The sequence below is a fragment of the Streptococcus oralis ATCC 49296 genome (assembly GCF_000185265.1).
In the GTDB taxonomy this organism is placed as follows: domain Bacteria; phylum Bacillota; class Bacilli; order Lactobacillales; family Streptococcaceae; genus Streptococcus; species Streptococcus oralis_BC.
In genome coordinates this window covers 573,922-587,700 of sequence record NZ_GL622183.1, presented here as the reverse complement: position 1 = coordinate 587,700, position 13,779 = coordinate 573,922, and the positions used below count along the sequence as shown (strand labels likewise).

15 protein-coding genes are annotated in these 13,779 nt (G+C 42.9%); 3 read left to right on the top strand and 12 right to left on the bottom strand.

The window, feature by feature from the left end:
* Positions 1-17: 17 nt before the first annotated feature.
* The 11 genes from HMPREF8578_RS05130 to HMPREF8578_RS05080 form a co-directional block, all read right to left on the bottom strand.
* Positions 18-341 (bottom strand): AzlD domain-containing protein, encoded by a 324-nt coding sequence (locus HMPREF8578_RS05130; protein ID WP_000253946.1) that lies wholly within the window; start codon positions 339-341, stop codon positions 18-20.
* Positions 331-1,026 carry an AzlC family ABC transporter permease gene (locus HMPREF8578_RS05125; RefSeq protein WP_000659754.1) on the bottom strand — a complete coding sequence of 232 codons (696 nt, stop codon included), beginning with the start codon at positions 1,024-1,026 and terminating at the stop codon, positions 331-333. Before HMPREF8578_RS05125 ends, HMPREF8578_RS05130 begins: the two co-directional genes overlap by 11 nt.
* A gap of 67 nt (positions 1,027-1,093) precedes the next feature.
* Complete coding sequence (locus tag HMPREF8578_RS05120) at positions 1,094-1,696, bottom strand: hypothetical protein (protein WP_002892858.1); 603 nt, start codon at positions 1,694-1,696, stop codon at positions 1,094-1,096.
* A gap of 92 nt (positions 1,697-1,788) precedes the next feature.
* Complete coding sequence (locus tag HMPREF8578_RS05115; protein ID WP_000704981.1) at positions 1,789-2,415, bottom strand: hypothetical protein; 627 nt, start codon at positions 2,413-2,415, stop codon at positions 1,789-1,791.
* A 193-nt stretch (positions 2,416-2,608) separates the two neighbouring features.
* Positions 2,609-3,835 carry an MFS transporter gene (locus HMPREF8578_RS05110; RefSeq protein ID WP_000862376.1) on the bottom strand — a complete coding sequence of 409 codons (1,227 nt, stop codon included), beginning with the start codon at positions 3,833-3,835 and terminating at the stop codon, positions 2,609-2,611.
* 70 nt (positions 3,836-3,905) lie between these two features.
* Positions 3,906-4,571 carry a CPBP family intramembrane glutamic endopeptidase gene (locus HMPREF8578_RS05105; protein WP_000720887.1) on the bottom strand — a complete coding sequence of 222 codons (666 nt, stop codon included), beginning with the start codon at positions 4,569-4,571 and terminating at the stop codon, positions 3,906-3,908.
* A 242-nt stretch (positions 4,572-4,813) separates the two neighbouring features.
* Positions 4,814-5,677 carry an Rgg/GadR/MutR family transcriptional regulator gene (locus HMPREF8578_RS05100; protein ID WP_000572854.1) on the bottom strand — a complete coding sequence of 288 codons (864 nt, stop codon included), beginning with the start codon at positions 5,675-5,677 and terminating at the stop codon, positions 4,814-4,816.
* Positions 5,678-5,780: 103 nt separating this feature from the next.
* On the bottom strand, positions 5,781-6,791 hold the full coding sequence (tsaD, locus tag HMPREF8578_RS05095; RefSeq protein WP_000655063.1) for a tRNA (adenosine(37)-N6)-threonylcarbamoyltransferase complex transferase subunit TsaD: 1,011 nt from the start codon (positions 6,789-6,791) through the stop codon (positions 5,781-5,783).
* On the bottom strand, positions 6,781-7,233 hold the full coding sequence (gene rimI, locus HMPREF8578_RS05090; protein WP_000571910.1) for a ribosomal protein S18-alanine N-acetyltransferase: 453 nt from the start codon (positions 7,231-7,233) through the stop codon (positions 6,781-6,783). The genes tsaD and rimI overlap by 11 nt, the downstream gene beginning before the upstream one ends.
* Complete coding sequence (gene tsaB / locus HMPREF8578_RS05085) at positions 7,230-7,913, bottom strand: tRNA (adenosine(37)-N6)-threonylcarbamoyltransferase complex dimerization subunit type 1 TsaB (RefSeq protein ID WP_000683865.1); 684 nt, start codon at positions 7,911-7,913, stop codon at positions 7,230-7,232. The genes rimI and tsaB overlap by 4 nt, the downstream gene beginning before the upstream one ends.
* Before the next feature lie 9 nt (positions 7,914-7,922).
* On the bottom strand, positions 7,923-8,387 hold the full coding sequence (locus HMPREF8578_RS05080; RefSeq protein ID WP_000225126.1) for a MarR family winged helix-turn-helix transcriptional regulator: 465 nt from the start codon (positions 8,385-8,387) through the stop codon (positions 7,923-7,925).
* 132 nt (positions 8,388-8,519) lie between these two features.
* Between HMPREF8578_RS05080 and HMPREF8578_RS05075 the strand changes: the two genes are divergently transcribed.
* The 3 genes from HMPREF8578_RS05075 (at position 8,520) to rnjA (ending at position 11,719) form a co-directional block, all read left to right on the top strand.
* Positions 8,520-9,569, top strand: a complete 1,050-nt coding sequence (locus HMPREF8578_RS05075) for an SDR family oxidoreductase (RefSeq protein WP_000188662.1) — start codon at positions 8,520-8,522, stop codon at positions 9,567-9,569.
* Between the two features lie 232 nt (positions 9,570-9,801).
* Complete coding sequence (locus HMPREF8578_RS05070) at positions 9,802-10,035, top strand: DNA-dependent RNA polymerase subunit epsilon (RefSeq protein ID WP_000639581.1); 234 nt, start codon at positions 9,802-9,804, stop codon at positions 10,033-10,035.
* 1 nt (position 10,036) lies between these two features.
* Positions 10,037-11,719: a ribonuclease J1 gene (gene rnjA / locus HMPREF8578_RS05065; RefSeq protein ID WP_000331969.1), complete on the top strand. Its 1,683-nt coding sequence runs from the start codon at positions 10,037-10,039 to the stop codon at positions 11,717-11,719.
* A gap of 138 nt (positions 11,720-11,857) precedes the next feature.
* Here rnjA and mnmG read toward each other — a convergent pair whose 3' ends face one another.
* Entirely contained in the window at positions 11,858-13,771 is a 1,914-nt protein-coding gene (gene mnmG, locus HMPREF8578_RS05060; protein ID WP_000221912.1) for a tRNA uridine-5-carboxymethylaminomethyl(34) synthesis enzyme MnmG, read from the bottom strand.
* Positions 13,772-13,779: the final 8 nt, after the last annotated feature.

Sequence of the window (13,779 nt, the reverse complement as noted above, 5' to 3'; positions counted from 1 at the left end):
GTTTTTTTTATGGCTGACTAAAAGACCAGACGCAAGACTGCAATCAAGACCACTCCAAAAAGAACCGTACCTACTAGATTGCGGTAGCGAAAGGCTACCCAAGCCGTTGGAAAGACTGCTAAAAAGTCCAGCCATTTGATCTGAGGAAGGCTACCAACCTTGCCAGTCACTACGCTGGAAAGGATCAAGGCAAAGATAATGGAAACAGGCAAAAACTTCAAAAACCGCTCGACAATAGCTGGCAATCCCTTGTACTTAACCAAGATGAAGGGAATCATACGGGGAACCCAAGTCACTAGGCCTGAAAAGATAACGGCTAACAAAAGATATTTACTGACCATCTAAGACCACCCCCATAGTACAACCTAGCAAGGTCGCAAACAGAACAGCTAGCGACTGAGACACTACTGTCAAGAGCAAAAAGAAGGACACCGCAACAACGGCTAGGATCCGCAGCAGATTCCGTACAGGAACCCGTCTTTGCATAATCTGAAATTGCGAAGTAAAAATCCCGATAAACATTCCGACAAGGGCAAAGTCTAAGCCAAAGACCTCAGGATTTGGAAGAAGCCCACCTAAAGCCGTCCCCGCCACTGTCCCAATAAACCAGGCTACATAACTATTGAGATTGTTCCCGTGCATCCACATGGGATGAACCTTGTCTGTATGGGCTAATTCTCCCATCAAAACCCCATAGGTCTCATCTGTCAGGAGACTGGACATGCCGATATTTTGCCAGAGACTAGTATGACGGAAATAGGTCGATGCATGCAAGCTCAGCAAAAAGAGTCGCAAGTTGATCAAAAAAACTGTCATAGCAATGGCTGCCACAGGCGCTTGTACTGCAATCAGTGCCAACATGGCAAACTGGGCGCTCCCAGCATAAACAAAGAGGCTCATCAAGCCCATCTCAACAGGTGTCACATAGGGCGCGCCAATAATCCCACAAGCCAGGCCAATGCTGACATAGCCAAGAGCAGTCGGCATGGCCGCCTGAACACCTTCCCAAAATCCTTTTTCTTTCATCCTTCTCCTCATTCTTACAAATACAGCATTCTACTACTAAGCATTCAAAACAAGCACGCTAGGGTAACTACCATCGAAATTGATCGATTGCAATATTATATTGGTTGTTCTCAGGATTATCCTTATTCTCATATTCTGTAGGATAGACATCAATCCAGAGTTCTCTCCCTTGTCCTTTCATTTTGACCTTAAATCGATAACCAACATCATACCCCACCAAAGCATCAACTTTCAAAGACTGAAAGTTTGGTAGAGCTTCGATTTCAGCTTTCATGTCTTGGGTCACTTTATAGAATATCTCTTTTTGTTGATCTTTGGAAGCCACAGGGAAATAAACCGTCGCTCCTTGTAAACGATGCGATTTTGAAAAAGTAACGGTCACTCGACCGCTGTAACTTTTCCATTTAAAGTTTTCGTAGTCATAGAAAAGGCGCCCGGTTTTATAGAGATAAGGATCTTTTGCACGCCAAGGATTGTGATAGCCTGTTTCTGTCTCTTCTACTATTTCATGAGGTTTTCCAAACGCTTTTTCAAAAGATTCGAGGGGCATATTAAAAGAAACGGATTCAAACATGACCAATTGCGTCTTTTGAAACATTCGAAAAACCATTAAAGAAAGCAACAATACCACTATGGCAAGTGCCGTACTCATTATTTTTTTAAATCTCATATCTCTACTATACTAAAAAACTCGGGCATTTGTCCAAGATAAAAAAGTCAACAATTAACTGACTCTTTATTCTATGGTATAGAAGGAAAGGATTACGATGCATGCCTCCGATATTGACTAATCCCAACCCCATACTCCTTATCTTCAGGCTTTTCATGATATCCAAGTTCTGTCGAATAAACCTCGACCCAGAGATCCTCCGTTTGCCCTTGTAATTTGACTTTATATTGATAAGAATCTTGATCTAGTCCTACCATTTCAACTGTCATAGACTGATAGTCTGGTAAAGATTCAATTTCTGTTTTTATAGCCTGCGATAGTTTGCCAAGTAGTTCTTTCTGTTCCATTTTTGAAGCAACAGGAAAAGAAGCCCTCGCTTCTTCCAAGGTATGCCATTTTGAAAACGTAAAATCTGCGCGGATAGTATAGCCTTCCCATCTCATATTTTCGTAATAGTAGAAAAGGCGACCTGTTTTATAGAAATACGGGTCTTCTGCACGCCAAGTATCACGATAGGCCATTTCCTCCTCTTCCACGACTTTGTCAGCTGCTACAAATGTATTTTCAAAAGATTCTACAGACATATAAAACGAAAGCGATTTAAACATGACTAACTGCGTACTAGGAAATTCCAAATTTTTAAAATTTTGGTAAGATTTTATAAATAAGATTAGCACTCCAAGAGCAAGCAAACCACTGATTATTTTTGTAATTTTCATATTTCTACTATACAAAAAAACTCTAGGATTGACAAACTTTAATAGAGTCGGATTCCGTGGTTAAATTCTAAAATTACTTTTTCATTTAAGGTAACAAGGAATTGAACAAGGACTATTATTAGATACTCGAGATAAGAAAAAGACTGGAGCGCCAGCCTTATCGTATGAACAAAAGTTAAATCAAAGTTCCCTACTAAATGCTCTCACGAATATTCAAGAGCATGACAAATGCGGTTAGGAGTAATAGCAATAGAATAAAGCTGACCGCTAGGGTCCCAAAACTTGTAGCAATCGTTACGAAAACGATTGTGAATAGACTTGGTAAAACAACCGTAATAGCACCAATAGAGGATTGAACCGCTCCCATTGACTCCTCAGGTATTTGTTTAAAGACGAGTTCTTGCAATCTAGGAGAGAGTAACCCTGCGATGAAGGCATCCAAGGAGCTGAAAAGCAGAATCAAGCCAAAATGAACTGTGGCAAATCCTACTAGAAGGAGTAACTGGATGATGACCGAAGCGTATAGAGCTGTTTTTATAGAAATCGTATTTTTCAGATAGCCACTTACAAGGCTTCCGACAATAAGTGCTAACAATTCTAGTGTTGATAACAAAGCGAGTGATTGACCAGTTTGTAAATTCAAAAACGGTTGGTTTCTTAAAAAAAGAGTCGAAATAGGAACAGTGACATTGATCACAGCTTGGCTGATAGAGACGATAAATAAAATGAAGATTACTCTATCCATATTCCAGATCAATTTCGATGATTGGAACAAATGCTGGCAAAACGATTTTATAGAAAGACCTTCTTGATAGCTAATTGTTTTTTCAACTTTCAAAAGATCATTTTTTATGAAGAGAATACCTACAAATGCTATCAGAAACGTCAGAGCGTTTAGCAAGGAAATGAACTGAATGGAAAGAATTCCTAGTAAAATCCCTCCTAGAATATTACTGATTGTCCGAACTAAACTAACTGTTGATTGTTTAAAGCCAATGGCTTCTGTCAGATGTTCTTTCCCAATGATTCTTATAAAAATAGGAGTTAGCATGGCTCCTGAAAAGTAACTCAATGTATCCGACAAGAGGTTCATTAAACAAATAAAGAATACGAGCCATAAGGAAAAGGACTGCCCTGAAAGCGAAAGTGCCACTATAGAATAAAGTACAAATTTGACAAAACTAATAACCGTATACTTTAGAACACGATAATGTTGAAAGTCAGCCAAAACTCCCATAAAGATTTGCAGAACTTGAGGAACAGTCTCTGAAATCGTAATGAGTAAAATCGCCAAGGGGGCAAACGAAGCGTCTGCCACATAATTCAAAAAAGCAAGATAAAAAATCGTATCCCCAACCGTTGAAATCCACTGGTTGATGGTTAATTGCCTAAAATCTCTATTTTGAATAAATACTTTCATCGCAACTCCTTTTTGAATTCAAATGGGAACTTTTCCCCAAGAATAGACCAATATTGCTGAGCACCTAAAATTACAGCAACGGTAAAATTTGACCAATGCCATTGTAGACTATGTGCAGTCCAATAGGCCAATAAATGGACTTTGTCACTCTAAATAAGACTGCAAATATGAGACCGCCACCCATATATACGAAAAAGTCTGTCAAGACCCAACCATGATTACTAATATGCAAGACCCCGAATAAAATAGCCGAACCGAGCACATCCAGTCCCCATTTCTTTCCTTTTTCCAGAGCGGTCATCACCAACCCACGATAGATTATCTCTTCAAAAATGGGACCTGCAATTACAGGATAGAAAAAATACATCAAAAATGCTGTAGCTCCTGTAAAAGTAGGGACATCCAGTTGATAAGCAATTTCATTTTTGGTAGATGGGAAAAGATAAAATGTAACGAAATTCCAAATAACAAAAGCAAGAAGAGCTAAAAAGGAATAAAAAAGATAGGAACCTTTAAACTTTCTACTGTTGATTTGTTGCCATTTTCCCGACCAAATCATAGCAATAAGAGCAAATAAAACCACAAGAAAATTCAACATCATATCCGACAGATAATAGGTAAAGTCAGATAGACCAGTAACAAGGTTGCTACGTAAAACTAGACCACTGAACTTCTGGTCAGCAATAACTAGTAGAAAAGCCATAATAAAGTAGTGACGTGAGATTATCTTTTTCATTCTATTTTCTCCTATATTATGAAATAAGGATAGTATAACACGGAAATCACCACATTTTAGTAAATCGCATATTTGATATTTTTTCTCATGGAAATTTCACATTTGCGATTTTTGTAGATTTGACTCTTTCCCTGATATAATGAAGGTACTACTCACAAGGAGGGATATAATGATGAAAAAAAGCAAAATCCAACTGATACTCCTACTTATTTTAGAGTGGGTTATTGTCATTCCTTTTCTAACTAATCGATAAGCTCTTTGTATTGCTGCAAACGCAATTCAAAAAGGGCTGTTAATTGTGGATTTTCTAATATTTGCAGAGATTGGATAAAGTGTTCAATCTCTTTTTGATTGCTCCCCTTGGTTTGAAGGAATACACTCATCTTCTTTAAAAACTGCAATGATACTTTCTCAAAAACATCATATGGCCGGAGCATACTCTCCAACTCGGCTTCAAAGATTGGGATGTAAGAGAAAAGCTTACGCTCCATGAGCTCTGAGATGATATTAAGATAACCACTTTTCATATACAATTGATTGTGTACCAACTCTTTAAATTCCTTGGATTTTTCAAGTAAAGAGGTGGATAAAAAAATCAGATCTTGATTACTTAAGAAAGGCATGGTATTGCAAAAAAGATAGAGTTCAAACCAGGTCCAAGACTCGATAGCATAGAGATAGGTGGTCAAAAACTCGCTATCCTCCTCTTCTAACGGATACCTTTTATCTAAGGAATGGATAGCATCTTTAATCACAATAGCATTCAAACGACGATAGGTCTGCGCCATCTGTTCCTGCTCAACTTCCTCTAATAGTTGCTCTAAGCCAGCCATATCTTGATGGGCAAAACGATCTACAACTTTTCGTCCAAATCGCATATGTGGGGATTCCTGATAATTATTAAGCTTGTGTCCAAACTCATCAAAGGTCACATTTATCCCTTGGATTGCTAGTATCAGTTTATCCGCAGACAGCATAGACTGTCCCAGTTCAAACTTGGATAACTGAGAAGCTGTTAGACCTTCACAAGCCACATCTGACTGCTTGAGCTTTCTCGCCAGCCGCAATTCCTTGTAAAATTCTCCCAATTCCATTCTCTCAATCATCTGGCCACATCCTAATTTTTACATATTATATCATCATTTTTACAGTTTTGTCAAAATATTCTGACATTTTATGGAGTTAAAAAGCCAACCTCAAGCTGACTCTTTATTCCATAGTATCAAAGGCGAGGCTTGGTTTGGCGTTGAGGTCCAAGCCTGCAAAGTTTTCTTTATTCCACTCGCTGACGCTGGCATATGCAATCATACCCGCGTTGTCTCCGCAAAGGCGTAGGGGAGGGATGATAACCTTGACATCTGTGATTTCAGCTGCTAGTCGTTCTCTGAGCCCTTTATTGGCAGCCACGCCACCTGCTACAACTAGAGTTTTAACAGGATATTTCTCCAAGGCCTTCTTGGTTTTGGTCATAAGAATATCCATGACCGCAGCTTGGAAGGAAGCTGACAGATCTTTCTTGGACAAGCTTTCTCCCTTTTGCTCGGCATTGTGGTGAAGATTGATAAAGGCAGACTTCAAACCTGAAAATGAAAACTCCAGATTATCTTCCTTGATCATGGCACGAGGGAAATCATACACATCCTGTCCCTGATGAGCCAACTCGTCAATCTCGCGACCTGCTGGATAAGTCAATCCCATGACACGGCCGACCTTGTCATAGGCCTCACCAACCGCATCATCCCGCGTTTCTCCAACAATCTTGTAATCCCCAGCCTCTGACACATAGACCAACTCTGTGTGCCCACCGCTGACCAAGAGAGCTAGCAAGGGAAACTCCAAAGGCTCCACACTCTGAGCCGCCATAAGGTGACCAGCCATGTGGTTAACGGGGATCATCGGAAGTCCATGAGCCCAAGCAAAAGCCTTGGCAGCTGACAAACCAACTAGCAGTGCTCCGACCAAGCCTGGTCCGTAGGTAACAGCCACAGCCGTTACATCCTCTTCGGTAATTCCTGCTTCTGCTAGCGCCTCCTCGATGCAGGCTGTAATAACCTCGACATGGTGACGACTGGCTACTTCTGGCACTACGCCCCCAAAACGTTTGTGACTCTCAATTTGACTAGCAATGACATTGGACAAGAGCTCATCATCGTTTTTCAGTACGGCGACACTGGTCTCATCACAGGATGTCTCAAATGCTAAAATATATCTATCCTTCATCTACTTCTCTCTTCATGATGATGGCGTCCTCAACTGGGTCATGGTAGTAGGCCTTGCGCTCAGCGATGACCGCCATCTTTTCTTTCTTGTAAAATGCTTGCGCTCGTTGGTTTGACTTTCTGACTTCGAGGAAAATTTCTTTGTCGGCAGGCAAAAAGTCAAACAAGGTTGTCGCGATTTTCTGCCCCTGATAGCTAGGCAGTACAGCAATCTGCAGGACTTCTGCCTCAAAGAGATTCTCCTGCCAGACTAAAAAGCCGACAAGTCGACTTTCATCTTCTGCTAGTGCACAACTGTTCACATCCGAACGCAGAACCTCTTCCACTTGGCCTGCGGTCCAAGGGCTGACCTCATAGACAGCAAGTAAGAGCTGTTCCAGCTCTTCTGCCAGAACTGCCGCGTCCACATCCGAGTTAGCGCTCCATTTTCTCATCTCAATCATAGGCGCTGAATGTAAGAATCACTGGATTCCTGATGGGTCTTGAGCCAATTTTCCTCAGCCTCTACCCGTTTGAGGTAGTTTGGCACAAAGTCGTGCAAGGAGGCTGCTTCCTTATCCCAGGCCCAAAGAGCTAGATTAGCTGCATTTGGCAAGGTTTCTTGGTAGCTAGCTTGTGGCAGATGTTCTTGGATCTGCTCCACAAAGGCTCCAACTTCTCCGACAAAGGTCACTTGTTCAGCATCCTTGACCTTCTCTAGCACTTCATCAAAAGACAGGTGTGCTTCTGGAAAGACAGCCTTGGCATTTTCATAAAAGCCAGCATAGACATTGTTACGGCGTGCATCCATGATAGGAACCACCAAGCCTTCTTGTTGACTTGGCACCAGAGCCAAGAGACTGGACATCCCCACTAACTCGATGTTTAGGGTATGAGCTAAAGTTTTGGCAGTTGCTACTGCAATTCGCAAACCTGTATAGCTACCCGGTCCTTCTGCCACCACGATGCGATCCAAGTCCTTGGGTGTCAGGTCCAGACTTGCCATCAAAAAATCGATGGCAGGCATAAGGGTGATGCTGTGGTTTTTCTTTATATTTAAAGTCATCTGCGCCAGCAAGGTCTCGTCCTCTAAAATCGCGAGCGTCAGCGCCTTACTTGACGTATCAAAAGCTGCAATCTTCATGTTTATCCTCTATTTTTCCTCTTGCCGCCAAAGTGAGCGACGTTTTAATTTGTCTTCGTAGAAACTATCTACCAAAAATTCCTCTAAAATCTGGCTAAAAGTCTCCAAATTAGGCACTTGCTGCGCCAAGTGTTTTCCAAAAATCGCTTCTTGCTCAGCAATCTTGGGCAGCAAATCCGCTCCAGCAGCAGTCAAGCTCAAGCGAGAACTGCGCTTGTCCTTGCTAGAAATTTCCTTCTTGACCAAGCCTTTTTTAATCAAAGCCTGCACCAAGCGACTAGGGCTTTTTTCCTCACAAATCAGGGATTCCCCCAAGCCCTTGAGAGACAGCGGAGCATGTTCGCCCAAAACGAGCAAGACCTCGCTTTGATTGGGCGTAATTCCCAAAGGCTCTAGCAACTTCCCATATTCTCTCGTCGCTAAGCTCTCTGCACTTCTAAACAAATAGCCAAATCGAATTCCTTCTGCTACCACGCTGCTCTCCTTTCAAAAATCACTTCTATACTATTTTACACTAGATTAGGTAAATTGTTGACAATTTTAGTTAAAAAATATAAAATCTTAAATAGATGATATGTCATCTATTTGCAAAAGGAGGAAAAACGGATGACCCCAAACCCTACAAATCAAAAACCAGCTAGAACAATGACCCACGCTTTTGTGACTGGTGCGACCGGTCTTTTAGGAAATAATCTCGTGCGTGCTCTGCTAAAAGAAAACATTCAAGTGACCGCTCTCGTTCGCTCCGAGGAAAAAGCGCGCAAACAATTTGCCGACCTGCCTATCCAGATTGTCAAGGGGGATATTTTAGAGCCCGAAAGCTATCGTGACTATCTAGCAGGCTGCGACAGCCTCTTTCATACTGCTGCTTTTTTCCGCGATAATTATAAAGGCGGCAAGCACTGGCAGGAGCTCTACGACACTAATATTATAGGCACAAATAACCTCCTAGAAGCTGCTTACGAGGCTGGTATCCGCCAATTTGTCCATACTTCCTCCTGTGTCGTACTGGAAGGTGAGGCCAATCAGCTAATCGATGAAAGCATGTCTCGCTCAAAAGATACTCCTTTTGATTACTATCGCAGCAAGATTTTGAGTGAAGAGGCCGTTCGTGATTTCTTGGACAAGCATTCAGATGTTTTCGGTTGCTTTATCTTGCCGAGTGTAATGTTGGGTCCTAGAGACCTTGGTCCGACCTCCAGTGGGCAGCTGATTATCAATTTTGTAGAGCAAAAACTTCCAGGTATCTTAAAGGCTAGCTATAATATGGTGGATGCTAGAGATGTAGCAGATATTCATCTCCGCGCCATGAAATACGGACGCTCAAAGGAGCGCTATCTGGCAGTTGGACGGCAAGTGACCATGACAGAATTGTACCAAATACTGGAAAAAATCACTGGCGTTCCCGCCCCCAAGCGCAAGATCTCCCCTCTTTTCGTCAAAATCTATGCCCAAGCAAGTGAGCTCTACCACCGGCTCACCAAAAAACCAATTTTGGTTACCAATGAGCTCGCTCATCTCATGGCCGAAGAATATCTCAAAAGTAATTTTAGCTTTGCCAAAACCGAGAGCGAGCTAGGCGGACAGCATCGCCCTCTCGAAGAAAGCTTAGCTGACGTGGTAGATTGGTACCGCAAGCACGGCTATCTATCATAAGATTAAAAGTATCCAGGACAGGCATTTCAAAAATATGGAATCCGAATACTTTTAGACTAAATCACTCTTACATTTTCTTATCTCCACCTTTTACTATTCCCTTATTTTATGGTATAATCATTATAATTTTAACGAATCAGGATTAATCTACTACTCAGAATTAAATAAAAGAAAACAGCTAATCAGCTGTTGTTTTCTGCAGGTTAATCATGAAAATACGAAAGGAAATGTAATGATTTACAAAGTTTTTTATCAAGAAACAAAAGAACGCAGCCCACGTCGTGAAACAACACGCTCACTTTACCTAGACATCGATGCCAACTCAGAACTTGAGGGCCGTATCGCTGCTCGCCAACTTGTCGAAGAAAACCGCCCAGAGTACAACATCGAATTTATTGAACTCTTGTCTGACAAATTGCTAGATTACGAAAAAGAAACTGGCGCTTTCGAGATTACGGAGTTCTAATATGGCCTACACTCTTAAACCTGAAGAAGTCGGCGTTTTTGCCATCGGTGGTCTGGGAGAAATCGGGAAAAACACTTACGGAATTGAATACCAAGATGAGATTATCATCGTCGATGCTGGGATTAAATTCCCAGAAGATGACTTGCTGGGTATCGACTATGTCATTCCTGATTACTCTTACATCGTGGACAATATCGACCGCGTCAAGGCTGTTTTGATTACACACGGACACGAGGACCACATTGGTGGGATTCCCTTCCTGCTCAAGCAAGCAAATGTCCCTATCTATGCTGGACCGCTTGCCCTGGCTTTGATCCGTGGAAAACTCGAAGAACACGGTCTCTTGCGCAACGCCAAACTTTACGAAATCAACCACAATACTGAGTTGACCTTTAAAAATCTCAAGGCAACTTTCTTTAGAACCACTCACTCCATTCCAGAACCTTTGGGGATTGTCATTCATACTCCTCAAGGGAAAATCGTCTGTACGGGTGACTTTAAGTTTGACTTTACTCCCGTTGGAGAACCTGCAGACTTGCACCGAATGGCAGCCCTTGGTGAAGAGGGTGTGCTCTGCCTCCTCTCTGACTCGACAAATGCAGAAGTGCCAACCTTTACCAACTCTGAAAAAGTCGTTGGTCAGTCCATCATGAAGATTATCCAAGGTATCGAAGGACGCATCATCTTTGCATCCTTTGCCTCAAATATCTTCCGTCTCCAGCAAGCAACGGATGCCGCTGTTAAGACTGGACGCAAGATTGCGGTCTTTGGACGTTCGATGGAAAAGGCCATTGTCAACGGTATCGAGCTTGGCTACATCAAAGCTCCTAAGGGAACCTTTATCGAGCCAAATGAAATCAAAGACTACCCTGCAGGTGAGGTCCTGATCCTCTGTACAGGTAGTCAAGGTGAGCCAATGGCGGCCCTCTCTCGTATCGCTAACGGAACCCACCGTCAGGTACAACTCCAACCCGGCGATACCGTTATCTTCTCTTCTAGCCCAATTCCTGGAAACACGACTAGCGTCAACAAACTGATTAACATTATCTCAGAAGCTGGTGTCGAAGTCATCCACGGAAAGATTAACAATATCCACACCTCTGGACACGGTGGTCAGCAAGAGCAAAAACTCATGCTCCGCTTGATCAAGCCAAAATACTTCATGCCTGTCCATGGTGAATACCGCATGCAAAAAGTCCACGCTGGACTAGCGGTGGATACTGGTGTTGAAAAGGACAATATCTTTATCATGAGTAATGGTGATGTGCTTGCTCTTACTGCTAACTCAGCTCGTATCGCAGGCCATTTCAACGCGCAAGACATCTATGTCGATGGAAATCGTATCGGTGAAATCGGCGCTGCTGTCCTCAAAGATCGTCGTGATCTATCCGAAGACGGTGTCGTTCTAGCAGTCGCAACTGTTGACTTCAAGTCTAAAATGATCTTGTCTGGTCCTGACATCCTTAGCCGAGGCTTTGTCTACATGAGAGAATCTGGGGACTTGATTCGCCAAAGTCAGCGCATCCTCTTCAATGCTATTCGTATCGCATTGAAAAACAAAGATGCCAGCATCCAATCTGTCAATGGTGCCATTGTCAACGCCATTCGTCCTTTCCTCTATGAAAATACAGAACGTGAACCAATCATCATCCCGATGATCCTCACACCAGATGAAGAAGAATAAATCAACAAAACAGCCCCGTCTTCGGAGCTGTTTTTTCTATGCTTTCTTTTGAGATTGAAACTCAATAAAAATCGAAATCAGACTAGAAGGCTAGGCGAAAGCATAACTTGAGTTAGGTGAGCCGAAGCCGACGACGTATCATTTTGATTTTTGAAGAGTTTTAGAAATACTACGATTTTTACCTTCAAGATACACCATCAAAATAGAAATATCTGCTGGGTTTACTCCCGAAATACGGCTGGCTTGGCCGATGGTTTCTGGATTGATGAGTTTGAACTTCTGGCGAGCTTCTGTCGCAATGGAGTCAATATCATCCCAATCAATATTGGCTGGAATGCGTTTTTCTTCCATTCGTTTCATCTTTGCGACCTGATCCATGGCTTTTGAGATGTAACCTTCGTACTTGATCTCTGTTTCAATCAATTCGATAATCTTGTCATCCAAGTCCTCAGCAGCTGGTCCGATAAAGGCCACCACATCTTGGTAAGAAACTTCTGGACGGCGAAGGAATTCTTTGGCTGTCACCGCATCTGTCAACGGCTTGAATCCCATCGCTTCAACCTTAGCGTTCGTTTCCTTGACTGGCTTGAGTTTGATGCTGTCTAGGCGTTTCATCTCATTGTCAAATTGATTTTTCTTAATCTCAAAACGGGCCCAGCGTTCATCATCAACGAGACCAATCTCACGACCCATCTCAGTCAAACGCATATCAGCATTGTCATGACGGAGGATGAGACGGTATTCAGCACGACTGGTTAAGAGACGGTAAGGTTCAATAGTTCCCTTGGTCACCAAGTCGTCAATCATGACCCCGATATAGCCGTCACTGCGCTTCAAAATCAATTCAGGCTTGCCTTGGATTTTCAAAGCCGCATTGATACCAGCGATAATCCCTTGGCCAGCAGCTTCTTCGTAACCAGATGTCCCATTTGTCTGACCAGCTGTGAAAAGTCCTGAGATTTTCTTGGTTTCCAGAGTCGCACGCAACTGATGAGGCAAGACCATGTCATACTCGATAGCATAACCAGTTCGCATCATTTCTGCATTTTCCAAACCTTTGATGGAATGAACCAGCTCGCGTTGTACATCCTCAGGCAGACTGGTTGACAAGCCTTGGACATAGACTTCCTCTGTATTGCGTCCTTCTGGCTCAAGGAAGAGCTGGTGGCGTTCCTTGTCCGCAAAGCGCACAATCTTATCCTCTATCGACGGGCAATAACGAGGGCCCACTCCCTTAACCACACCTGTAAACATAGGCGCACGGTGGAGGTTATTTTGGATAATCTCATGACTGGTACCATTGGTGTAGGTCAACCAGCATGGAACTTGGTCTTTGACATAATCCTCATCACGCGAAGTATAAGAGAAGTGATTGGGTGCTTCATCTCCTGGCTGGATTTCTGTCACATCGTAGTTGATAGAAGAAGCCTTGACACGCGGAGGTGTACCTGTCTTGAAACGACCGATTTCGAGTCCCAGTTCCTTGAGATTGTCAGCAAGGTTAATCGAAGCCAAGCTGTGGTTTGGTCCTGATGAGTACTTGAGGTCTCCGATGATAATTTCCCCACGGAGGGCTGTTCCTGTCGTCACGATAACGGCCTTTGCAGCATACTCTTGATGGGTCGCTGTACGAACACCGACAACCTTGCCATCTTCCACCAAAATCTCATCAATCATGGTCTGACGAAGGGTCAGATTTTCTTGATTTTCAACCGTCTTGCGCATTTCCTTAGAGTAAAGTTCCTTGTCAGCCTGCGCCCGAAGGGCGCGAACAGCTGGACCTTTCCCAGTGTTGAGCATCTTCATCTGGATGTAAGTCTTGTCAATGGTCTTGGCCATCTCGCCACCGAGAGCATCTACCTCACGCACGACAATTCCCTTGGCAGAACCTCCGATAGAAGGATTACAAGGCATGAACGCCAGCATTTCAATATTGATAGTCGCAAGCAGAACCTTACAGCCCATACGGCTAGCGGCCAAGGAAGCCTCAACCCCAGCGTGTCCCGCACCAATTACAATAATATCGTATTCTTCCGTAAAATTATAAGTCATTTTCTCTC